Origin of the sequence: Caballeronia ptereochthonis, from assembly GCF_001545075.1 — a bacterium.
Taxonomy (GTDB): domain Bacteria; phylum Pseudomonadota; class Gammaproteobacteria; order Burkholderiales; family Burkholderiaceae; genus Caballeronia; species Caballeronia ptereochthonis.
Genome location: NZ_FCOB02000003.1, coordinates 292,225 through 314,866 on the forward strand (window position 1 = coordinate 292,225; position 22,642 = coordinate 314,866).

Annotated in this window: 20 protein-coding genes and 1 pseudogene; 4 read left to right on the top strand and 17 right to left on the bottom strand. The window is 59.3% G+C overall.

From position 1 onward, the window contains the following. Positions 1-29: 29 nt before the first annotated feature. Complete coding sequence (locus AWB83_RS04885; protein WP_087043096.1) at positions 30-620, top strand: BPSL1445 family SYLF domain-containing lipoprotein; 591 nt, start codon at positions 30-32, stop codon at positions 618-620. Positions 621-1,170: 550 nt separating this feature from the next. Here the strand turns inward: AWB83_RS04885 and ppk2 are convergent. The 3 genes and pseudogenes from ppk2 to AWB83_RS04900 form a co-directional block, all read right to left on the bottom strand. Further along, positions 1,171-2,007, bottom strand: coding sequence for a polyphosphate kinase 2 (gene ppk2, locus AWB83_RS04890; RefSeq protein WP_087043097.1), 837 nt, complete (start codon positions 2,005-2,007; stop codon positions 1,171-1,173). Positions 2,008-2,106: 99 nt separating this feature from the next. After that, the gene (locus AWB83_RS04895) at positions 2,107-2,364 is read right to left on the bottom strand and encodes an RNA recognition motif domain-containing protein (protein WP_087043098.1); all 258 of its coding nucleotides are present in this window, start codon (positions 2,362-2,364) and stop codon (positions 2,107-2,109) included. A 668-nt stretch (positions 2,365-3,032) separates the two neighbouring features. Beyond that, positions 3,033-3,686: pseudogene (locus tag AWB83_RS04900) on the bottom strand (lysylphosphatidylglycerol synthase domain-containing protein); the annotation flags it as partial. A gap of 294 nt (positions 3,687-3,980) precedes the next feature. Here AWB83_RS04900 and AWB83_RS04905 point away from each other — a divergent pair. Beyond that, positions 3,981-5,708, top strand: a complete 1,728-nt coding sequence (locus tag AWB83_RS04905) for a SulP family inorganic anion transporter (protein ID WP_096059351.1) — start codon at positions 3,981-3,983, stop codon at positions 5,706-5,708. A gap of 324 nt (positions 5,709-6,032) precedes the next feature. Here AWB83_RS04905 and AWB83_RS04910 read toward each other — a convergent pair whose 3' ends face one another. The 7 genes from AWB83_RS04910 to AWB83_RS04945 form a co-directional block, all read right to left on the bottom strand. Further along, entirely contained in the window at positions 6,033-6,833 is an 801-nt protein-coding gene (locus AWB83_RS04910) for a hypothetical protein (protein ID WP_087043099.1), read from the bottom strand. A 208-nt stretch (positions 6,834-7,041) separates the two neighbouring features. After that, positions 7,042-8,340, bottom strand: a complete 1,299-nt coding sequence (locus AWB83_RS04915) for a TAXI family TRAP transporter solute-binding subunit (protein WP_087043100.1) — start codon at positions 8,338-8,340, stop codon at positions 7,042-7,044. 250 nt (positions 8,341-8,590) lie between these two features. Then, positions 8,591-9,457: a mechanosensitive ion channel family protein gene (locus AWB83_RS04920; RefSeq protein WP_087043101.1), complete on the bottom strand. Its 867-nt coding sequence runs from the start codon at positions 9,455-9,457 to the stop codon at positions 8,591-8,593. A gap of 930 nt (positions 9,458-10,387) precedes the next feature. After that, complete coding sequence (locus tag AWB83_RS04925) at positions 10,388-11,308, bottom strand: lipid A biosynthesis lauroyl acyltransferase (RefSeq protein ID WP_208636700.1); 921 nt, start codon at positions 11,306-11,308, stop codon at positions 10,388-10,390. Between the two features lie 772 nt (positions 11,309-12,080). Next, positions 12,081-12,353 (bottom strand): hypothetical protein, encoded by a 273-nt coding sequence (locus AWB83_RS04935; protein WP_087043104.1) that lies wholly within the window; start codon positions 12,351-12,353, stop codon positions 12,081-12,083. An 86-nt stretch (positions 12,354-12,439) separates the two neighbouring features. After that, positions 12,440-12,667 (bottom strand): helix-turn-helix domain-containing protein, encoded by a 228-nt coding sequence (locus AWB83_RS04940; RefSeq protein ID WP_087043105.1) that lies wholly within the window; start codon positions 12,665-12,667, stop codon positions 12,440-12,442. Between the two features lie 438 nt (positions 12,668-13,105). Then, on the bottom strand, positions 13,106-14,140 hold the full coding sequence (locus tag AWB83_RS04945) for a transporter (RefSeq protein WP_244197576.1): 1,035 nt from the start codon (positions 14,138-14,140) through the stop codon (positions 13,106-13,108). 1,314 nt (positions 14,141-15,454) lie between these two features. Here AWB83_RS04945 and AWB83_RS04950 point away from each other — a divergent pair. After that, positions 15,455-15,916: a MaoC/PaaZ C-terminal domain-containing protein gene (locus AWB83_RS04950; protein ID WP_087043106.1), complete on the top strand. Its 462-nt coding sequence runs from the start codon at positions 15,455-15,457 to the stop codon at positions 15,914-15,916. Positions 15,917-16,386: 470 nt separating this feature from the next. Here AWB83_RS04950 and AWB83_RS04955 read toward each other — a convergent pair whose 3' ends face one another. Next, the gene (locus AWB83_RS04955) at positions 16,387-16,998 is read right to left on the bottom strand and encodes a hypothetical protein (protein WP_143750015.1); all 612 of its coding nucleotides are present in this window, start codon (positions 16,996-16,998) and stop codon (positions 16,387-16,389) included. Between the two features lie 694 nt (positions 16,999-17,692). Between AWB83_RS04955 and AWB83_RS36920 the strand changes: the two genes are divergently transcribed. Beyond that, positions 17,693-17,998, top strand: a complete 306-nt coding sequence (locus AWB83_RS36920) for a hypothetical protein (protein ID WP_208636701.1) — start codon at positions 17,693-17,695, stop codon at positions 17,996-17,998. 767 nt (positions 17,999-18,765) lie between these two features. Here the strand turns inward: AWB83_RS36920 and AWB83_RS04965 are convergent. The 6 genes from AWB83_RS04965 to AWB83_RS04985 all read right to left on the bottom strand — a co-directional run bounded on the left by AWB83_RS04965 (position 18,766) and on the right by AWB83_RS04985 (position 22,510). Next, positions 18,766-19,233 (bottom strand): disulfide bond formation protein B, encoded by a 468-nt coding sequence (locus AWB83_RS04965; RefSeq protein ID WP_279629074.1) that lies wholly within the window; start codon positions 19,231-19,233, stop codon positions 18,766-18,768. Further along, positions 19,226-19,630, bottom strand: coding sequence for a hypothetical protein (locus tag AWB83_RS04970; protein WP_244197577.1), 405 nt, complete (start codon positions 19,628-19,630; stop codon positions 19,226-19,228). Before AWB83_RS04970 ends, AWB83_RS04965 begins: the two co-directional genes overlap by 8 nt. A gap of 234 nt (positions 19,631-19,864) precedes the next feature. Continuing rightward, positions 19,865-20,356, bottom strand: a complete 492-nt coding sequence (locus AWB83_RS04975) for a DUF302 domain-containing protein (RefSeq protein ID WP_087043109.1) — start codon at positions 20,354-20,356, stop codon at positions 19,865-19,867. 61 nt (positions 20,357-20,417) lie between these two features. After that, positions 20,418-20,588 carry an amidase family protein gene (locus tag AWB83_RS36925; protein WP_374729087.1) on the bottom strand — a complete coding sequence of 57 codons (171 nt, stop codon included), beginning with the start codon at positions 20,586-20,588 and terminating at the stop codon, positions 20,418-20,420. Next, positions 20,510-21,136 carry an amidase family protein gene (locus AWB83_RS37680; protein WP_374729083.1) on the bottom strand — a complete coding sequence of 209 codons (627 nt, stop codon included), beginning with the start codon at positions 21,134-21,136 and terminating at the stop codon, positions 20,510-20,512. Before AWB83_RS37680 ends, AWB83_RS36925 begins: the two co-directional genes overlap by 79 nt. Positions 21,137-21,739: 603 nt before the next feature. After that, the gene (locus AWB83_RS04985) at positions 21,740-22,510 is read right to left on the bottom strand and encodes an SDR family NAD(P)-dependent oxidoreductase (RefSeq protein ID WP_087043171.1); all 771 of its coding nucleotides are present in this window, start codon (positions 22,508-22,510) and stop codon (positions 21,740-21,742) included. Positions 22,511-22,642: the final 132 nt, after the last annotated feature.

The window sequence follows — 22,642 nt, forward strand, 5'->3', positions numbered from 1 at the left end:
TTTTTTTCATTCCACGATGGAGAACTTCGATGCAGAGACGGAACTTCATGCGCAAGTCCACCGCCGTCCTGGCACTGGCAGGCCTCGCAGTAGCTGGCTGCACGACCAACAGGAACGCTGGAGGCGAACAGGCCGCAGGCGCGGCCGATCTGCACCGGTCGATCGACGCCGACGTCGATAGCACCCTTCAGCGTCTATACGCCACGGTAGGCGGCTCGCGTGAGTTGGTCGCAAAAGCGAGCGGCGTGCTCGTGTTTCCGTCCGTAATCCAAGCCGGCCTCGTCGTCGGCGCGCAATATGGCAAAGGCGCGCTGCGCGCGGGCGGCCACACCGTCGGCTACTACAGCACAACTTCGGGCTCGTTCGGCCTGCAGGCAGGCGCTCAATCGAAGGCGCTCATCTTTCTCTTCATGACTCAGGACTCGCTCAGCAAGTTCCGCAACTCCGATGGCTGGTCAGCTGGTGCAGACGCCTCCGTGGCGCTCGTTAGGATGGGCGCAAATGGTGCGATCGACACGAACACAGCAACCAAACCGGTTCAGGCATTCGTTCTGACGAACGCCGGCCTGATGGCTGATGCCTCGCTCCAGGGAACGAAGGTTTCGCACCTGACGGAGTAAGCGCGTCGCGCTGGCATGGCGCGTCGCGCAACCGCCCATATGGCGTGATCGTCTCGATCGCGCCATTCTACGTTGCCAAGCATGCTTCTTGAGAGTTTCGCCGCGCGACACTGAACTGGCCGCGCGCCTTCTTCGCCAGAACCAGGTTGCCCCTTGGGAACCAGCAACGTTGCCCAAGTGCCTTGATTGGCGCGGAGGGAACTTACTTTTCGAATGCGACACGGAACGACGAACGGTTTGGATGCTCATTGGTGCCGGCTGCACTGCGATCGCATACACCCATGCTCGGCAAGGCCGTTCGTCGTGAACTGCTCCGTCGCCGCTCCGCGAACGCGCCTGCGGCTAGCCACCGATTCCGTGGCCAAGCCTTCCGAAAACTAAGAATCCTTGGCATTCGAGATATTCGTTGCGACTGGCGAAACCACGGCACTGACTTACCGCCGTCGCCATCACTCTCCTCGCCTCCTTCGCCGACAAGCCCGTAGGCAATTTGACGTAATACGCACCAAGCCAAGTGTTTCGATAACGCGGATCAAACGAGGTGGTTCGTTCAGAATCGCTCGGGCACGTATCGAAGGGGTCGGCCAGGCTCATGATAGCCCTCCCGCTTCTGACGCTTTGGCAGCTTCACCTTCTCTCGCGCCACAGCTTCATACGGAACGCTGTCGAGAAGATGGCTGATCAGGTTCAGCCGAGCGCGGCGCTTATCGTCCGACCGCACGACGTGCCACGGCGCTATATCCGTATCTGTCGCTTCGAACATATCGTCGCGCGCACGCGAATAGTCGTACCAGCGGCTATAGGAGCGAAGGTCCATCGGCGAGAGCTTCCAGATCTTGCGCTCGTCGTGGATGCGCTCTTCGAGGCGCCGCGTCTGCTCTTCCTGGCCGACCTCCAGCCAGTATTTGAGCAGAATGACTCCAGAATCGATGATCGCGCGTTCGACGAGTGGCACAGCCTTCATAAAGTCGCGCGCCTGATGCTCGCTGCAGAAACCCATCACGCGTTCGACGCCCGCGCGGTTGTACCAGCTTCGATCGAAGAGCGTGATTTCGCCCGCTGCCGGCAAGTGCGGCAGATAACGCTGCACATACATCTGAGTCTTTTCGCGTTCGGTGGGTGCGGGTAGCGCCACGACGCGGAAGATGCGCGGGCTCACCCGCTCAGTGATCGCCTTAATGGTTCCCCCCTTCCCCGCGCCGTCGCGTCCCTCGAACACGACGCAGATCTTCGCGCCAGTCCGGACGGCCCATTCTTGCAGCTTCACAAGCTCGATATGCAGGCGCGCGAGTTCCTTCTCATACCGCTTGCGGGAGAGGCACTCCACAACCGCGTCTTCACCCACGCCCTTCGCTTCGCTGGCTTCCTTGTCCTTTTCATCTTTCATCGCGGCCCCTGATGATGCCCGATGCGACGCTTGCGGCCACGCCACCACCAACTCGTCGCCAGTTTTTACGGCACACCGTCAGTCACGGTGATAGCACCCTCAGAGTTCGTGGCGCTCGGGCATGACCTGCACCACAAGCCTGTGATTCTTCCAAAACATATTGTGGATGCGCGGCTGGAAAGTGCGCAGCACGTGAGGTTCGACCGAATCGAAGCTTACGACCGCCGCCGGACGGTTGCCGGTTCCGGACACTCGCTTGATCGAATCGCTCAGAGGAAACCCGTACTTGCAAAGAAAATCCCGGATTTCCTCGTCGGTCGTCGACTCGTCAACATTACCTACCCAGAGATCACCCATCGCGAAGCTCCCGTTGTTCCTGCAGCAGCTTCTAACCCGTCGGACTCGAACGAGAAAACGTATTGGCCGTAGCGCTTTTGTGACGCCGCCTCCAGCCAAGCGCGGCCACCATTCAATGGATACCACATTTCTGAACTCAAACGCCAGCATTTCACTTGCGAATGTACTGGTCCTTTCCACACATCCGGGCGTCGCTTGAAGATGACTTGTGCCATGAGCTTGGCGTAAGGCGATCGCTCGGCTAAATTCGCTGCGTATGCCCTCTGGAGAGCCCCCGACCGCGCTGGGATAGCGGCAAAGCAGCCGCATGCAACGTACATCCAACCAGACGCAAAACGTTCAAACGAACGCACCACATGCGAAAGCCGGTCCTCTTCCTATCCTCGTTGCGTCTCTTCCCTGCGCTCGTCTGCCTTGCATCAATGGGACCAGCTATGTCGCACGCGCAAGGGGCGCCAGACCGAACAGTCGTTGTCACCAACGTGAGGAACTACGCAAACGCCGTCCTTGCAATCACGTCGTACACCGCGGTGCCGGACGTCGGCAATGAAAAACATCGCGCCGCATGCTCCATATTGCGCGCGTTAGGCGGCCATCGCGAAGCCCGCGAGCCAGCCTCGTTCGACGATGTAGGTCAAAGTTGCGCCCGGTGCGGGCTTCCTGTCGCACAGATATCGAACCACGACGCCGGTCTGCCGCCAGATGAGCTTGATCGACTGATCGATTCGCGCCGACTTGCCAACGAGCGCGTACACCTTACCACTCGTGACTCGGTTGAGTGTTCGCGCGGCGCGTTCGAACGGCCGCGCATGTTGCACGAGCGCGAACAGCAAGAGCACCGGCATGAGGCCCGCCAGGCCCCACGCCAGCCTTCCCGCAAGGCGCACGGAGTCCGACGAGGCCAGCTCCGCCACGTATCCGAGGGCGATGAGTGCGAAGACGACTTGGCTGATCAACGTGAGCTGCATGTCCACGACGAGGCTCGCCACGGCCGTTACTGGGCGCACGCCGACCCGGCCGAGCAGCCGGAATGAAACGATCTCCCCGCCGATGCGCGCCACGCGCAGCAGTTCGTTGATCGACTCGCGAATCCAGACAAGCTTGAGCATGGTCGCAAGCGAGGGGCGCTCCGCATCACGTATCAGCATGCGCCAGTCCCATGCGTTCGGCAGCATCGCCAGGATATGGACGAGGGCGGCCAGCACCAGGCCCACTCCGGCCGACTCCAGCAGCTGCAGAATCGCAACAGGATCATCGCGCCAGATGAGCCACGCTGCGATCGCCGAGCCGACCAAGGCGGCAAGAGATCCGAGATGTTTCATCCGGGCACGGCCGGTCCAATGCTGCCGGTGCGATGGTCGATGCCCAATTCGAAAAATCGAGGATTGCGTCAACGTCGGTCCCCAGCTTCAAGAACCATGGCCCGATGAAAACGCCCGCCACCAGATAGCCGGAAACCACGCCGAAGCCAAGGCGTATTGATAGCGGTAGCGGCACGGGGATCAGTGCCGAAGCAAGAAAGAACGTCGCGCCCGCCCGGCTGGGCTATCCTTCATTTGGAACGGCAGTGCCGCACACTCCGGATCGCGACTATTTCGATCACAACCATCCGACAAATGCAATCCGACCGTCCTATTCATGAAGGTGGACAGGCTGGCGTCGGCGCAACGCGATGGTCGCGTTGGCTGCCAGGCCTGGCGATGCTCAAGACGTATCGGGGTAGCTGGCTGCCCAACGATCTGGCTGCCGGACTGGTGCTCACCACGATGCTGGTACCCGTCGGTATCGCATATGCCGAGGCGTCAGGCGTTCCAGGCGTCTATGGCCTCTACGCGACGATCGTTCCGTTGCTGGCCTATGCCGTCTTTGGTCCCAGCCGGATTCTGGTGCTCGGTCCGGACTCGGCACTCGCCGCGCCAATTCTTGCCGTCGTTATCGCTACCGCGGGCAGCGACCCCTCGCGCGCGATAGCGACGGCCAGCATGATGGCGATCGTCTCTGGGCTGTTCTGCGTCGTGATGGGACTTCTGCGGCTCGGCTTCATCACGGAACTGCTCTCCAAGCCCATCCGTTACGGCTACATGAACGGCATTGCGCTGACCGTCCTGATCAGCCAGTTGCCGAAACTTTTTGCCATCTCGTTTGATGATCGGGGGCCGCTGCGCGATCTGCTGGCGCTTGGAACGGCCATCGGTGCGGGCAAAGCCAACTGGTACAGTTTCGCCGTCGGCGCGGGAAGCCTTGTGTTGATTTTGTTGCTCAAGCGTTTTGAGAAGGTGCCGGGCATCCTGATCGCCGTCGTTCTCGCGACGCTAAGCGTCATCGCATTCGGGTTGGACAGCGTCGGCGTTAAGGTACTCGGCAAGATCCCGCAAGGCCTTCCGTCGTTCGCATTACCATGGGTCGGTGACGCCGATCTCGTCAGGATTCTGCTTGGCGGCTGCGCGGTCGCGCTGATCTCGTTTGCGGATACCAGCGTGTTGTCACGAACCTTCGCTGCGCGTTTTCATATGCGCGTGGATCCGAACCAGGAGATGGTCGGTTTGGGGGCGGCCAATCTGGCGGCCGGTTTTTTTCAGGGTTTTCCGATCAGCAGCAGTTCTTCGCGCACACCCGTGGCCGAAGCAGCAGGCGCCAGAACGCAGGTGACGGGCGTGGTCGGCGCGGTGGCGGTTGCGGTGCTCCTGATCGCTGCACCGAATCTGATGCGGTATCTGCCAAATAGCGCACTGGCCGCTGTCGTCATTGCCGCCGCCCTCGGCCTGTTCGAATTTACGGATCTCAAGCGCATCTACCGAATCCAGCAATGGGAGTTCTGGCTCTCCGTTGTCTGCTTCGCAGGCGTCGCCGTTTTCGGTGCGATTCCCGGTATCTGCATTGCAATCGTGATCGCGGTCATCGAGTTTCTCTGGGACGGTTGGCGTCCCCATTACGCCGTTCTCGGGCGTGTGGAAGATCTGCGCGGCTACCATGACATCAAGCGCTATCCACATGCCACGCGGATTCCGGGGCTGCTGCTGTTTCGCTGGGATGCGCCGTTGTTCTTTGCAAATGCCGAGCTTTTCCAGGAATGCCTGCTAAAGGCCGTCGACGAGTCATCGACGCCCGTGCGCAGGATCGTAGTGGCCGCTGAACCCGTAACCAGTATCGACGTGACCTCAGCGGACATGTTACGGGAACTGATTCTGATACTGGGCGAGCGCAATATCGCGTTGCACTTCGCCGAAATGAAGGACCCGGTGCGCGACAAGCTCGAACGTTTCGAAATGTTGGACATCGTCGGCGACGATCGATTTCATCCTACCGTGGGCAGTGCAGTCGACGACTACGTCGACCAGGACTGAGCGCGATCGCTCGTCCTTAGTGCGTATCGTAGCGAAACAGCGAACATGGTCTTGCCGCGGCCGTGACCTGCTGAGCTTGCGCCATATACCAGTCGGGCGGCGTCGCGATGTCGCGATAGTGGGCCTAACGGCAGGTGAGATTCTTCACGGCCTCATGATGAAACGCATAGCAGTGAACGTCGCCCGAGGCGCCTTCACATTGGATGCGGTGTCCACTGTGGGACATCGCTCGTGATCGCTCCCTCACGTTCGCCATCACATTCGGCGCGTCACACCGAGCAAGAATATGGCAGGCAATGGCGATCACAAGCCCCACCCGTTCGTTCAATTAGCTGGCGCAGGCGTGGCACGCCGCGACTGGACCATTTGCCGCAACACGACGTCCCGCTCGGGGTCAGGCATCGCAAGTATGGCGTGCATGGTCACCCGCATCGCCCAGCATGCGTCGACGGGAGGCACGCTTCGCGGATTGGCGGAGAAGGCCGAATAGCGCGCGACATTGCCGGGAGCGTAGTCCAGCTCCCGAAGCAGCGAGAGCTTGAGGCTTGTCTCCGCCTGCGCATATTGCTGCGGGCTCGGCGTGTCGAGCGTGGTCCCGGTTTGCGCCGCGCGAAGCGCCGCCAGCAGCATGCGGAAGTAACCGTCGATATCCGCGTCGGACATCGCGTTCAGCGAGACTCGGTCAATCACCGCGTCCATCTCGTATAAGCCGAAGCAGTCGGGAGGAACGAGAGTGTCGAGTACCTTGGCGATCAGCGCGACGTACTGCAAACGCAGTGCGGGCGCCATGCGTCCGAGTCCGTCGGCCAACGCTTCGGCGCGCGCGCCCGGATTCAGCATGAGATTGCTCATGCGCTGGACGTTGCCGGCGACCGCCGGATCGCTGTTGATGCGCACGATCCACGCGAGAATCAGCTGCCCTTTTTCGGAAGCCGGATCGACGCCTTTCTCGACCAGCACTTCGTCATAGACAGACGGCCTGGGATTCGACGCGGATGCCCCGGACTGGGCCATCGACGGCGCGACATAGCCCCAGAGTTCGTCGTACCGGAATGCGGCATTCGCCGCCGTTGCGCTGGCCAATACAATAAGGCAGCCGGCCAGACCTGCGACCTTCGCTTTCATGTCCCCCCCGGGTCTTTTTAAACGCGTCTGCGCGCATGTTTTTATCAGGCTCTCACTATCACGATAGGTCAGCGCGCGCCATTGGCACAGCATTATCAAAGGTGGCGGGCGGGGAACAGTCCCTTCTAGTTGCCGCGTGCTCCTAAGGACGCTACTCAACAGCTTCATGTCGATGGCGTAGAAAGACCCCGCGTGGTCGGACGTGCCCCTAACCCTTCGCTCTCTGCGCCACATGCGCTATCCGGTCCCGCACGACCCCAATCGCCTGTTTGAGAGCATAGACGTCCTGAAAATACCGATACGGAATCCGTATCCGGCTCGCGTTCGCGTCGATGCTCTCGATCTCGTCGCTCCATTGCGCAATTTGCGAGCGGGTCGGGGCGGGGCTGTTCCACACTTCATCTTCTAGTGCTTTGATCTCGCGATACCAGACCACGAGCCGTTTTCGCATCCGAGCTTCGAGCATGCGCGGCAATGCCTGAAGCAGACCGATCAGGAGCGCCGCGAACGGCACGAGGATCAACAGCCGTCGTTCGATCAGACTGGCGAGCCAGAACGGCAGATTGCGGTACAGGAACGGCTGGCCGGATCTGAAGTAGCGAATGCTCTCATCGGAGATCGGGAATTCTTCGGTGTTCGTGTTCGGAAACGTGCCAAGCGGCGTGAAGTAATCTTCATGACCGTGGACCATGCGCGCCGCGTCGAGCAGCAAATAGATGAGCGCCGGATGCATTGCGTCTTTCGATACGAGCAGCGCTGTGGCCGCGAGCAGCGTGACGTCGGTGCGCGGTAGGTCTTCGGCGACACTCGTTGATGCGCGCGGTAAGACGATTTTTGAAAGCGACGGGATTTTCTGAACCAGCGCATCGGCCTGCGAGAAACTCATCAACTTGAGACTGCTGTTCAGCAGCGTCTTCTGCATCTCGGCGTCCGGCCGCCCAATGAAGAAAGCAGCGTCGATTTGCCCGGTTTCGAGCCGCTGATAAGCCGCGGGCGCATCCATTTGCAGTAGTGTGGAATTCTGGCTCGTGACGCCGCTATAGCCGAGCAGCAACTGCGCGACGTTGAGCAGGCCACTGCCGGGCACGCCCATCGAAATCCTTTTGCCGCGCAATTGCGAGAGCTGGTCGACCGCAGTCTCGCCACGATAGAACACCCAGATAGGTTCATACGACACAGCGGCAATCGTCTGCAGATTGTCGGTCTCTTTCGGACTCACGGTGCCCGACTGGATGAAACCGACGTCGTAGACGCTCTTCGGCTCCCTCAATCGTTCGTAATTCTCCACCGAGCCGGAAGAACCGCGTATATCCAGCTTGATGCCCGCACGCTTTAAGATGGGCGCGTAGCGATCCGCAAAGCCGCGATAAATGCCGTTGTCCGCGCCGCTGGTCATCACGATGGTGCGCTGGAAAGCAGGTTCGACCACGATCATCATCACCCAGCCGGAGGCGGCCGACAGAACGATGAGGCCGATGGTCAGCAGGCGCCGCCTCGCCGGCGTCATGGGCGTTTTCTGGCTGCGTTGCAGCGCTGGATTGTGTCTGGGCATCATTGCCCGGCGCTCCAGGTTTCGCCGCAGTAGGGATCGCGGCAAAACCATGATCCGGTACGGAAGAAATGCCTAGATACGAACGAATGGAACGGCTTGGGGCGCAGGCACGGGAGTGCTGTGAAACCTGGTATCGGCCAGGTAGTGCTTACCCGACCGGTTGGAGCTTTCCGGCCGTCCCGGGAGCTCGGCGCGTGAGACACTCTTAGGCGGCGCGATCGCCGCGCAGCGGTAGCGGCGGCATTTGCGTGATGTGCGTATCCGGAGCCACCCGCCGTACAACGGGCGTGTCCGGCGTAGGATATCCCGCTTCTTCGAAGGTCGCTATGATCGCGCGATTGGTGTCGAAATAGACCTGCCAGTAGCTTTCTGTGTTGGTGTACGGCCGCACGCAGAGTAGCGGTCCTTCCGGTGTGAAGGAGAGCACTTCGACGTCCGGCGCGGGCGATGCCGTGACGTTTGGGATTCTCGCGACCGCAGCTTTTAGTCGCGCGATTGCATCGAGTACATCGACGCCATTCGCGACTTTTGCGGTCAACTCAACTCGCCGATGCGGCAGCAAGCTGAAGTTCAAGATTGTGTCGGAAAATATCTTGTTGTTGCCGACAATCGCCGCGACGTTGTCGGGCGTGGTGATCGTCGTGCCGAACAGGCCGAGTTCGGTGACGGTGCCTGTGACGCCGCCGGCCGTTACGAAGTCTCCCACTTTGAACGGCCGTAGCACCTGCATGAACACGCCCGCCGCAAAGTGCGCCAACAGTCCTCCCCATGCGGTGCCGATCGCAAGGCCCAGGCCAGCGAGCAGCGCAGCGAAGGAGGTGGTCTGAACCCCGAAGATCTGAAGGATCGCGAGAACGAGCAGCAGATTGAGAATGACGCCGAGGATCGAGCCGAGGTAGTGCGCGAGCGTGGGATCGACTCGGCCGTTGCGTGCAAGGAGTTTCCGCAACGCGCGAATGACGAGATTAATGAGCCAGCGGCCGACGATCCACACTGCGATGGCGCCGAGCAGCATGATCGCGAAATCGACGCCACGCGTCATGATGAAAGCACGTACGGTCTCGAGGTTCATGTCTCGCTCCCGTTCTTCGTTCAGCGACAAAGCTGGGTGAGGCCCGTAACCGTTATAGGCGACTCGCCGCATGGCCGCAAGCCGATTCCGGGCCGCGGTATCGCCGCGCCTCCGTGGCTCGAGGACGTCTCGCCAATTCGAGCAGACCACGAACGAGCGCATGCTTAAATGCTATGCGAAGGGCATGGAGGAACTTTTGGTCACCCTACGCTCCGATCCGTCAGCGCTGGTCACTCAGCAACGCCGCGAACCGCGGATTGCCCGGGCGAGAGGGGCAGCGGCACGAAACACGGCCTAGTTCAATAGCGCGCAGCCGCCACCTTGCCCCATAGCCGCGCCCACCGCCCCGCCTGCGTCTTTTCCGAAGGTGTTGTAGCAACAATCAAGCGCCCAACCGCCGCCGTTACACGGCGCTGCGCATAAGCTTGGCGCTGGTGCTTACGTTTCATGGCAAAGCGCTCCCCACAGATCTGATGCTGTCTGGCTGCAAAAACTGACTGCTAGCCTCATAGGCCAGAAAATCAGTCGCAGCAAGACGGCGGCGACACGGTGGAGGAGGTGGAAAACCCCGTAGATTTGCTGTTCAATTTTTTCAATATACCTAGATCTCGGCTTCGTCAACACCTTCACGCCGCGCTCGATAACGGAGATTGACGATGCGCGAAACCGTGGCAAACGGCACCTGCTGCGCCAGCATCGGCACCAGCGCGTCGAACAACAACGTGAAGCTGCCGACTTGGCCGTCCCGATCCGGTTTGGCCAGCCGTACCGAAAGATCCGGGGCGTCAATGGATTAACGGCGCTGCTGCGCCGTCCATCACGGATGGGGTCGAGACGACCGTCGGCATAAGGCATCGCTTTTAACCTCTTCAGTGGCGGCACCGTGATATCGTCGCCGACCACTGGCAAAATGGCAAAACGACGACGTGTTCAATACACCGCCGCTGCCCCTGCTGGACGATGCTTAAAGCGTCGATGTACCCAGTAATACTGTTCCGGGCAATCCAAAATCTGTTCTTCAAGAAACGCATTCATGCGGCGAGCGTCCACCGCGTCGTTCTCGGATGGAAAGTCGTCGAACGGTTCGAAAACGGTCAACTTATATCCTCGGTAATTGGGCAACACTTTAGTCACGAAAGGTACGACCCGCGCATGCCCGAGCCGCGCAAGTCGCGAAACCGAAGTGAGCGTGCAAGCCGGGACGCCGAAGAATGGAACAAAAACAGAGTTGTCAATGCCGTGGTCCATGTCCGCTGCGAGCATCACGGGTTTGCCTGCGCGCAACAGTCCCACGATCTTTCTCGCACTGGTCGAGCGTTCAATCATTTCTGCGCCGAACCTGCCGCGTTGTCGCCTGGCCAGGTCGCACAAGCGTGCATTCGACATGCGCGTGTATAAAGAAGCAGCAGGCAGGCGAGTCGAGTAAAGGATGCAGCCAACCTCGATTGCGACGAAATGAAAACCCATAAAAATGGTAGGCGGCGCATCCTTGTCGTGAAGATCAATTTTGCTGTCGATCTCGACGTGCTTGTTCAGCGATTGCGCGCTACCGAACCACTGAATGCCTCGCTCGAGATAGCTCCGCACCACGTGGCGGAAGTGGTTCCGCGCAAGATCATCGTATTCGGGTTCTGTCTTGTCGGGGAAACAGAGACGCAGATTGACCAGGACGATGCGTTTGCGTCGACTTGGAAGCACATACAAAGCTGCCCCGATCGCGCTGCCCAACCTGGCGACCAGCCCGTAAGGAAGCAGAGACAGTCCTCGTAGCAGTGCGACGGTCAGAGCAAAGCCAAGTTGGTCCAAAAGTCTCTCTCCTGATGCGATCGAACGCCGAAAGCGAACTTGCATATCGACGTCTACACAATTCCACTGCCGACTGACAGATCCGCCTTGGTCCAGAACGACAACGCGGAAGATTTGGCGACCGTGGTGCTTCCTTTCGACTGCGCTAACCGGCGGGCCCTGCGTTCGAACGGCCCGCGAGGCGGCAGACCAGCGTGGCGATGGGCCGATGCCAGCCGAGGTGAGCACGGACGACGTGCTGGATCACAAGAATGGTCCCTGCTCACACTGACGGCAGCAGACTCAAGGCATTCGGCATAAGAGTCAGAGGCCGAGGCATCCCTATCCAAAGCTGTACCTTCGCAACGCACGTAGATGTGCTTGCGGCGCTTCGCTAAGGGCCGAGCGTCCTGCCTATGGCGAGATCACCGGCGGCCGGCGCATCCGCCAGCGGCGGAATTGACGCCACCGTAGCCGGGGGAGATGGCGGTATTGAGGCCTTGAGCAGATACCCACTCGACGTGAGGAAAATCGCAAGCAACAGAACGGCGACCATAATGTTTACCCTGTACGTGTTGCCAGCGACGGGTTGGTACACGTGATCTGGAGCGGTTGAATACGGCCACGGAAGGTCATTCCTCTCTAAGAAGCGGTTTCATAAAGGCTGCTGATCTCTCAGAAGAGTGTTCCAGCAGATCGTTCAACGCGACCCGACAGTGAATGCGAACTTGGCAGACGGCCACGCAGCGCGGCAACGACATCAGCGAATCCCGAATAGTGCTTGACACCCGAGGTTGATGTCGAGACACGACTGAGGCGGGCGTGTGGAACACGTTTTTTACTGGCCCACGCGCTGATGAGCTGCCGCGACCGCAATGTCGCGCTTTTTCTTCGCTTCGGCTTTCTTATGGTCATACACCTTTTTTGCCGTGGCGACCTCCCGGTCATATTCCCGGTCCGCCGCGGCAACCTGCTGGTGCATCCTCACTATCTCGTCGGGATGTTCAGTGGCCGTAGATCCGCTCGCTCCAGAGTTGTTTTGCGCCTGTGCGCCCGACAGGGGCGCCAGCACCAGCGCAGCGCTGACTAGCAATGCAACCGCGTTCTTCATGAAGCACCTCCCATTTTGATACCTGCGTCGCAGTCCACTATGAACACTTGCAGGCTCAGGTCCCGTTCGCCAGGACGCCAGCTGTATCAGGAATTGTCGCTACCTGCTGCCAAGCCAATGTAACGCGCGCCGGCATTCGTCAGCGACATCTCGCGAGTGGTGCGGTCGATCGGACGCGTTCCAAGGTGGGTTTCGAGTAAGGCAATAGCCCGACTAACCGGCGCATTTGAGACGTTGAGTTCACGAGCAACGCAGCGGAGACTCTCCGTCTCCGCTACGCGCACGAAGACACGCATCGCCCGGATCGTGCTCATCTTATCGTCCTCATACGCCGCGTTGTCCCGACAACCACCGGAGCGCGCACTCAGAAAAGCGGGAGCGCGAAGCGAATACGGAGCGTTATCGCAATTCTGTACGCTTATTAGATATTCCTTTTCAAGCCGATTGTCACCCGCTATTCCAGCGGCTCGCCCAGTTTTCTTCCGGCATTGCAGTAAATGTTACGGTGCGCAACCCTTCACATCATTCAGGAAGGTCGTTCCTGTCTCGTCGCGCAAACGATTAGGCAAGCTCGGATTCGGGAAGCACTGGAAGTCTCTGCGTGGCGCCTCGAACCACAACGTAGTGCGGGTGCCGGGAGTGCCTTTTGCAGGATCTTCCGATACGGCTGGTCGATCCGGATTAGGTCCGACAAGTCGGCGGCGACACGTAATTTTTTCCAAAACGAGTGCTATGTGAAATTCACGCGGGGGTCAAGGCGGCTCATGACCCAGCCATCGATACTGCACCGCCAACGAGATCGCCTCGTAGTCACCGCCGGCCCGCACGATTAGGCCTTTAGACGCCGCCAGCTTTGCTGACCAGTTACGCGTAATGGGTATCGACAAAGTAGCGCCGTATCGTACGTTGTTCTGCCGATCATCGTTCGCGACGCCATTTATCGTGGTGGCGCCACCGGTATAAAAGCCTAAGTCTACGGCGAGCCAAAGTCCGGGCCTGAAAGTGTATCCGCCGTGAAGCTGGAGTACAGGCATAGGCGCCTGGCTTCGGTGGGCGCTGCCCAAGAACTCAGTGTTCTCGGTAAATAGCCAGACGCCGAGCGCCGCCTCGGCGAACCAGTTTTCGATCGGCTGGGAGATACCGAACTCGGGTTTTAATGCCCATCGGTTGGCGCCTACATTGATGAGGCGGCTCGGTTGATATTGGCCAGTCGGTGCGACGACCACCAGGCTTGCGCCGACTATCGTTTGCGGTGCTCGACGGGCAAATTCCTCCGGCGTGAGCGCCGGTCCTCCGAGCAAATCTACGGCAAACCGCACTCGCACATCGCCCAGTCCCGCACGATGCACCTGATTCGGTGCATCGAAGACCCTGCCAGATACATCGCCGCTTACGAGCGGCACAGCGAATCCGACTGATGCGGTACGGCCACCCAGGTTGAACACACGCGCGTATCCGAGGCCAAACGCGTTGATGGTTGCATGTATGTCGGTAACCGGGAGCGACGGGTCCGTAAGGACCTGACCAGTGAAGCGGGTGTAGCCGGCCACAAGAAAGTTGGTGCCTGTGGGTGCGGCGGAGTACGCCCGCGGCTCAAGCTCCTGGGCATCGGAATCCGCTACAGACAGCAGCAGCGCCAGTGCGACCGAGAGGCGCGCCAACGCGACGGTGAACGCGATGCGTTTCGTCGCGTACCGGAGGCATCGCAAATCCACGATACGCGCAAAATAGAAGGCTGAATGCACGGAAGGAGCAGTCTCTTCGAATCCGTCTTTTATGTCACGCATGCGGAACTCGGATGACACCTCACGCCGCACGGCGGCTGGCAGTGTCGACGCGCCGCGTCACCGGAGTGAGCCGTCCATCGAGAGGCACATTGTCTTCAGAGCTTCAAACCCGGCCGTTCGTCTGGATAGGCAACTGCCGGTCGCACAACAGGTCGCAGTTCCAAGCGGCTTCCGCCGGCGTTTGGGATACGAAAAAGACAAGAACGAGCTTTTCTGCCCTTACTCTTCACGTTCGACACGCTATGAGCAGCAGCACGTGTCGCACGATCAGCGTTTCCCCTGGGAAGCCCTCTTTAATGGCATCTCGCGTTCGCTGTTCGCAGTCTCTTAACGCAGCTTGTACGTCGCCGAAATATCGCCCAAGCCACTTCGCTAGGTCGCTTGCGCTCCAGAGACTTGGCTTTCGTCAAGCTTTTTAGTGACTGCCGTCGCGCGAAACCCATCAAGCACAATTACCTGGGGCGGGTGATGGCGCTCTGCCTGGGGGTCGATGACCGTCTTATATGGCAGCACTTCGACTCGCGGTGCAAATCGGACGGCATAGAGGTCGATTGAGCACACCTGACGAATCCTGCCATGAAAGCGCTCAGTTGTCCGTGCGGAAACTATCGCGACATCCTGAAGCGCGAATCCCATTCGATGACGCCAACTGCGTCGACCCGCCGCGGTCGCGGTGTCCGCAGAGAAAGATAGCCAATCAATGGGGAAATGCGCCCAGCCATACTGCGAGCTTCCACAAAGCGAGCACGCACAATATTCCGACGATTGTGGCAATGAGAATTTGTCGCTTGCAGGCAATCGGGTCGCCTAAGTGATGCCGCTCAGGTACGTGTATCAGTCGCATTTTGGCCACCTCAATTGTGAGCCGCCGCATTCCAATACTAGCACGTGGAAACCGTCTGACGGTTCCGTTTGGGGATCAAAAGATTGAGCAAGAACAGCAAAGCTAAATGGACTTATCACATTGAAAGGGCCCGAATCAGCGAATTGATCGCCTTTGTCAATTCTGCCGAACGACCGTGTATCTCGGCTCCATGACACGCTGATATGTGCACGCAAATTGCATCGTTAGAAGGACCGCGAGCGTGCACTACGAGCCAAACGACGCGAAGAGGTCGAAGGCATCGACCGGCTCCGCAACTGCGTTCCCGCGCGCAAGGCTCGTTTGTACCTAACTGCTGCGTACGATTAGACGCTCCGACCCCGCGAATCCGTGGGCCACGCAGTTTTCCATGCTATCTGCGCCGCGCGGCATGCGCAGCAACCGTTCGCGCTCCAGCGGCTTGAGGTCCGGCGACGATCGGAGCACACGCAATGACCGAACCTCTCTATCTCGATGACCCGAAGATTGGCCTGCAATTTGAATCGCCGACCTTCACCGTTACCGGGGGCGACATCCGGCGCTTCGCATTGGAGTTCGATCCGCAGCCATTCCATCTTGACGGGAACGAAGCGAAGATATCCATCTTCGGCGGTCTGGCCGCGAGCGACTGGCATACCGCCGCGATCACGATGCGTCTGCTCACCTCGGGCGGGTTGCCGCTTGCGGGCGGCATTATTGGCATGGGCGTGGAAATCAACTGGCTCAAGCAGGTCCGCCCGGGCGATGTACTTCGCGTCGTCAGTACGGTGCAAGACATCAAGCGTTCAAAATCGAAGCGTCAAGGTGTGGTGACGGTGATGTCGGAGACGCAAGACAAATTCGGTGAGGTCGCTCAGCGCCTCCTCTCGAAGCTGCTCGTCACGGCACGCGAGACTGAAGCCTCGTCCAACTGATCCCAGCGCCCCACGGCGCGTCAATCTCTTCCCCGGACAAACCGAGCCACGCGTCGAGCACCCGCGCCGTATGCGCGCCGACCCTCGCAGCGCTAGATCAAGGCCTCTGCTTGGCGGCGGCCATTCCTGCGACACGAAAGCCCGAGCTCTGCTCAGCGACGGGGTAACCGCAACGGGTCGCCAGTTTTCGCTTGTCCACGTTCAAGCTTCGCATCGATGGTCGCTGTCTGATGTTAAGCGGCCACTTGAACGTCAGCTTGACGGCGTCAGCGAACGTCCCTTCTTGGCCGGGTTGAGGCAGTGCCACCGGCAATTTGCTCGCCGGAAACCGGCCATTGAGCGGGGCGGACGGGATCCTCGCTATTCAAATTGGATGGCGACCTCGACCGGCGGCTCGTGGCCGAGACGAGTCTTCGGTCGAAAACCGCATCTCTTCGCGTTATCAAAACGCAAATGCCCTCGGCTGGTGTCTATTCCGGAAGGACCTGTATGGTCAACCATACAGTTGATCGTCGAGCGGCATCGGCGCGCGTCGACGCCATGCCCCACAGCCTCAGCGTGCCGTTGAACGTTACGCCCATATGCAGTTCGGGTGAGAACAGGGGACCCGTGTACGCCATTGGACAGATTTGGCGGTCATTGTTCGCGGCTGGCATCTGGCTGTTGAAGTCGACAACGATGTAGGCGAGCGTCGACATCTCGCCCGGAGTCTCGGTCTGGAAACCGCCCTCGAGAAGACGGCTGACGGGGTGGCCTACGGGAACCGCATGCCGAAGTAGTACAGCGGACCCGGAAGATGTCGCAGTGTAAAAATACCCACACTGGACCTCGCGAATGCTGCCACCCAGTGTCAAGTTGCCCACGCCCTGCGGGCTGCCGGCATACAGTTTGACCAAAAACGCGTGAGAGCCGATTACCGCCGTTGAAAAGTCGCCCGGAAACAATCCCGACGGGCTCAAGACCGGTTGCGAAGAGCCGGGGGTCAAGTCCAGCACCTCCCAGCTGAGGTGTGGCGACGCCAGCGAGTCTGTTGTCGCCGAAAGAACAGAAATATTCGGCGCTGCGACTCGGGCGTTCAGCATGGTACCCGGACCGCCACAGCTAGCCAGAAAAAGCGTTCCAAGGGAAAGAATCCATGCAAGCCGTGACAGTGACAGGGCCCCTCCCTTCAACTGCACCTTCCACTCATAGAAAGCACGCATCCTGAAGTTATAGACGGCGCACTGATGCCTGACAAGTTCGCTCCCTTGCCTTCCTCGATGGATGTTGGCGCCGGCGCCAAAATGAACCAGTTGGCAACTGGTCGATGCTTCGGGCGACGAGTTCGCGAATACCGCCTGTTCTATGATGAGATTGACATAGAGACCCCGGACGGTCAGTTGAAACTCGGCATCCGGATCGAAATGGAGTCAGCGACAACGCATTCGCGCTCTTGCTTGTACTGGCGTCCACGGGGCGTTAGCGCCTGTTCGATTTTTCTGAGACCGGTCATTCAAAATTGGCCAAGTACTGAAAGGCTCAAATGACCGGACTGGCCGACAAGCAACGTTTCAACATTGCCAACTAATGGCCGGTTCCCGAGCGGAGTCGACGCCTGAATGTCTGAGCGAAGTTGCTCGCGATTGACGCTACACCGCTGCCGCTTACCGCGGAACAGGACGCGGAAGTAAGACACTACATAAAGGAATGCGGCGTGGCCTGTCGTGGGATACGTCGGATTGAACGCGATGCTCAAAGACATGCTGCAGCCCCCAAGTGACGGCAACGACGAATTCGATGGCTCCGGCAGACGAAACGAAAATTGCCGCTGAGCGCGCAATGGCGTCAACGGTTTCGTCCGGCCGGGCTGCGGCCGTCGCCATTGACGGCCGACCCGTAGTCGACGGTTGGCCTGATGTCAGCCCAGCGGCAGCTCGCAATCCACAACCATCATTCGTGGCATCGTCGCAGGGCCGGCTATTCATCGGTGCCAAAGCTCAGCACCTGTTCCCAGGCGAAGTGCGGGCGCTTGATCTGCTGACGACGGTGTTCACCGAACGCGGAATATGCAACGACGAGACGTTCACGCGGGAAACCGTATGAACTGAAAACTGGGTGATCTTGCCTATATCGTCCCTGCTCAGGGGTTGCGGTGGGTAGTCCCTACGGGTTTCGAACTGTCCAGGTTCCGCGCTGCGTTTCCAGATCGCGATACAAGCGCTCAATTTCCTCTCGGGCGCGCCGTACCTCGCTAATCTGTACAACACGGCCACGACTCCAGTCCGCCGATTCATGGCTGTCCCTCTTTGGTCGAATTCGGGAGGGTAGTCCCTTGAAGTCGGCGTACCACCAGGCGTGCACAGCGTCGTTGCGAAATGTGCCTAACGGCAACACCTTCTTTATCAGATCACAAAAAGCGTCTGCATCCGTTGTGGATAGCTCGCTCTTCGCAAGCTTCGTCAACTTCCCTGTTTCCCCGCAGAAGTCGGCGAACGCTTGTGATTCATACTCGGCTGCAGCCATCCCTATAGTAAAGCCCTTCCCCTGAAGGTCTTTGAAACACAGCTTGATAAGATATTCGAGCCGACCGAACGCTATCACGAGGCGACCGACCTCCTCGTAAAAGCCTGCTGGAAAATCGTCACTAATCGGAATATCCCGCAGGAGCACCCCGCGACGCCGCGTGGCATCGGTTACCGGTTCTAGTATGCGCCAACGCGGCCCGCATGATTTTGTGCCGGACGTTCGAATGGCTATTCGCGAGGATGTGTCGATCGACCCTTCTTATCCGACCGCTGCCCTCCAGTTAGTCGGCCGTACCCGACCCACTCCGATCAGACGACCCGCTCCAAAGCGGTCAGTCAGCCGAATCAGCGTGTGGCGGACTGGAGCGCCATGAAGCGGACGTTGGCGACCTCACCCAACCGGCCATCGAAGGGACGTTGACGTAGCCGTCTCCTGGACGTTCGTGCGACCGCTTCGCCTTTGTGAACCGCCGTTCGATCATACCGATCTGTCTTGCGTCGATGGCCCTGGTTCAAGGTTAAATGCACCACCGCAATGCCGCGCCAGCGATTGAGGCCAGCGCCGACAAATGCGAAGGAGGCCACAAGCAGAAAGAAGTACCGCTGCATGATGCACAGCGGGCAGGGATCTTCGCCAAAGAAGAACTGTAGATCCAGCGCACCGCCAAGGAACCCAAGACACATGAGGCCAAGCATCGCCAGAAGCCTTCGCTCGCGTTGCAGGGGGCGCTCATCTTCTGGCGTTGTGTCGCAATCGGGGCGGTTGTTCAGTGGATGGCTACGACTTTTGCTGCCTGACATCATGTCATCCATGCGATAACGTCAGCGCTGCCTGCACACCGCCCTCTAATATTTCTTCTGCAAGTTCTGGATCTGACACAGCCCGCGCGATTTGCATCGTACCTACCATCAGGCCGAAAATCGCGGCTGCCTGCCGTCGGGCTTTGGCCGACCCAGGGTCGGGAAGCAGCGCTGCCAGACCCTCGCCATAAGAGAGATAGGCTGCCTCATACATCTTTCTTGTGGAGTCGGACTGGCGGCCGATCTCCGGCAGCAACGCCGCGGAAGGACTGCCGTCAGCGCACCCGGAAAGGTGCGATGTGTTGAGGTAACGTCGAATAGCCTCTTCGATAGTGCGCGCCCCTGTCTGATCGTTGGTCAATGCACAATACTGTTCGTGCAATGCACTCGAAAGCGCCTCCTTGACCAAGGTTTCCTTTGAGTCGAAGTGGGATAGAACGCACCGTTGGTCAGCCCACACTCTGACATGATCCCGGCCAGCCCTGACGCCGAAATGCCGTCCCGTCGGAAACGCTTCGCAGCGACGTCTATGATGCGCCTGCGCGTGTTTTCCTTATGGCCTTTTTCAAAACGCATGAGTTTTCCAATATCAGCTTAATGCTGGCGCAGAACGGTCTGGATACCTGCTTCTGCGCGAGCCAGATCACGACGCTGCTTGTTCGAGTACTGCGCGAAGGTCCTTGTCCAGTTGCTGGGCAACCGTATCGATGTCCGGGCTATTAAACTGTCCAAACGTTGACACGGGACGATCGTACTCGATAGACACAGCGCCATCCGCATCCTCACTAAGAAGCACGCGAATGGGGGCATACAGCCCCGCAGCGATTTTATGTCGCGTCATTTTAGATGCTGTGAGCGGATTGCCGATGTCGTATTGGATTGCGTGCCGACGCGGACCTATGATTCCGAGCAACGCCCCGTGGTCTCGAAAACCAAAGACCGACAGCGTGGGCAGTGCCTCCAGTTCTTTCAGCGCGCGGGCAGTCTCGCCGTAACGCAGCAACGTGAAAATCCCATCATCTATACGACTTACCAATCTTTCCAGCTTCGCCTTCACGGAGGCGAATGAATGATGCGAACGGATCGTGACATGCTCAACGGAAATCGTTTCCGACAAATAATCAGGCTGGGACATTTCAATTCCTCAACGTAATTCGACCAATGAAGTCTGCGCAGCGAGGGCTTTTTCAGGCAGATCAGACCGTTGCTTGCAACGTACCTAGGGCGTTTTCCACGCGGCAGGCGACATAGAGAAGTGCTTTATCTCGGCCGAAGGGACCGTCCAGCTCTAGTCCGACCGGCAAGCCCTTGTCGGACAACCCGATCGGGAGACTGATACCCGGAAGACCTGCGGCACTGGCGGGGATTGTGTTATTTGCGAGGACGAGTTGGCTCGTCTCTTGGCCACCCAGTGATTCTGTCTTCTTGCCCGATCATCGGTGCAGTGGACGGCGTAGTTGGCAACAGCAGTGCCTCCGCGCCAGTACTCAGAAAAGCTTCGGCGTACCGACGCTTGATTTCCTTTCGTTCGGCTCCCAGCGCACGGTGGTAGACCTCGTCCGAGATATAGCCTTGACCGGCAGGCAGTACAAGTCGGGTCCATACATCTTTGAGGCGTGGCGACCTCAGGCGCAACCAGCTCCAGATACTGACGCGGGGCATAGGACAGGGTAATGCCCTTCAGGCCCGCATGCACATTGTTGTCAGGCGTTTCGTCTCGCGTCACCACGGGATCTATCAAGATGCAATCGTCGACGCTCCGGGCGAACACCCCGGTGGTATCAAGAGTGTGGGAGACTGGAGCCACACCACTGCGCGGCCAACGGCCGGTCGTGGGCTTGAATCCGATGACTCCACAAAGCGATGCGGGAACACGGATCGACCCGATCGTGTCACCGCCTAAGGACGCCGGCACGAGGCAAGCGGGGCGCCAAGTCGCAGCAGGCAGGAATGGACGAGGGTTGGGCGGTGGTTGTGTTGAAGTAGGATCAGCGGATATGCGGCTCTCAACTGGTCAACTGCTCCGCGCGCAGTAGCTTTGACAGGCCGTGGCCCCACACGGAAGCCAACAGGAAATGAATGGCACAGCGACGCCAGATCCAGTGACGCTTTGTGCACCGAAAGGAGCCATTACCGACCGATAGACTGTACGGCGGCTTCGGGTCGCGCTGCGTTAGTCCGCTCCCCAAACTCATCGCTCCGAAGCGGTCACTGAATTCAGCGGCCCGAAAGCGGCCAGTCGACAGTGCGTACTCCCGACCCTGACTTGCCGTTCAGCCTCGCGTAACCTAGACGGCCGCTTCCAGGGGTACAGCCGGCACTCGAAGGTAGCGGGAGTGCCGACCGACACCCACTATGCCGATACAGCTTAAAAAGACATCCACCTGCTGAATCTGTCAGCAACCGCTGAAAGGTCCGCTTCAGCCGGCGCTCACCGAACGCGCACGCATTTATAGCTTGCTAGCGCCACGATCCGTTCCCCGAAGCGGTTGCTGTAGAAAGACTCTCAAATGCTGGCTCAAACCGCGCCTGCTCCCCATGCAAGAAAGCCACCGTCTACCGGAAGCACGATCCCGTTGGTATAGCCTGCTTCCTCCGACGCCAAGTAGCAGACGGCCGCGGCGATTTCCGACGTCGTGCCGTAGCGCTTCATCGGAATCGCATTGGAGTATTCGGCACGAAATTCTTCGCTGTGGAGCGCCTTAGTCATCGGCGTATCGACTGGCCCCGGGGCGATCGCGTTCGCGGTGATGCCGTAGTCACAAAGCTCCACCGCCATCTGGCGCGTCAGAGCGATGACAGCCCCTTTCGATGTCCCGTAGGCCGTGCGTCCTTTACCTACTGCTCGCATCCCAGCCACCGAAGCTATATTGATTATGCGGCCCCAGCGGTTCTTCAACATCAGACGGGCGGCATGTTGCGAGCACAAAAACGCGCCCGTTACGTTGACCTGCATCGTTTTGAGAAACGTGTCGAGTGGGTAGTCTATGAACGGCACCAGCTTCGCAATTCCGGCGCCGTTCACCAACACGTCGCAACGCCCATGCGTCTTGCCGATCTCATCGAACGCAGCGGCAATCGATTCGGCGTTTGAAACATCCATCTCAGTAGCCGACACTGAAAGGCCCGCGTGCAGAAAGCTCGACGCCGCTTCTTCCGCCGCGCTCCTATTGATATCGGCAAGAACAACGTGATAGCCCCGTTTTGCGAGCTGCTCTGCCGAATCTGCTCCGATGCCCATTGCGCCGCCCGTCACCACTGCGACGCGGCTTGCTTCACTTTGCTTCATCTGTTCCACGTTGTCCCCTTTTGCTGTAAGACCGCTGCGCGGCTTCGATTGCGAAGCCTGGAAGCGACTCAAATGACGGCGCTGCGCGCCATCCCGTGGGCAAATTATTGGAGCCTAGGCGGACGAGGTCAA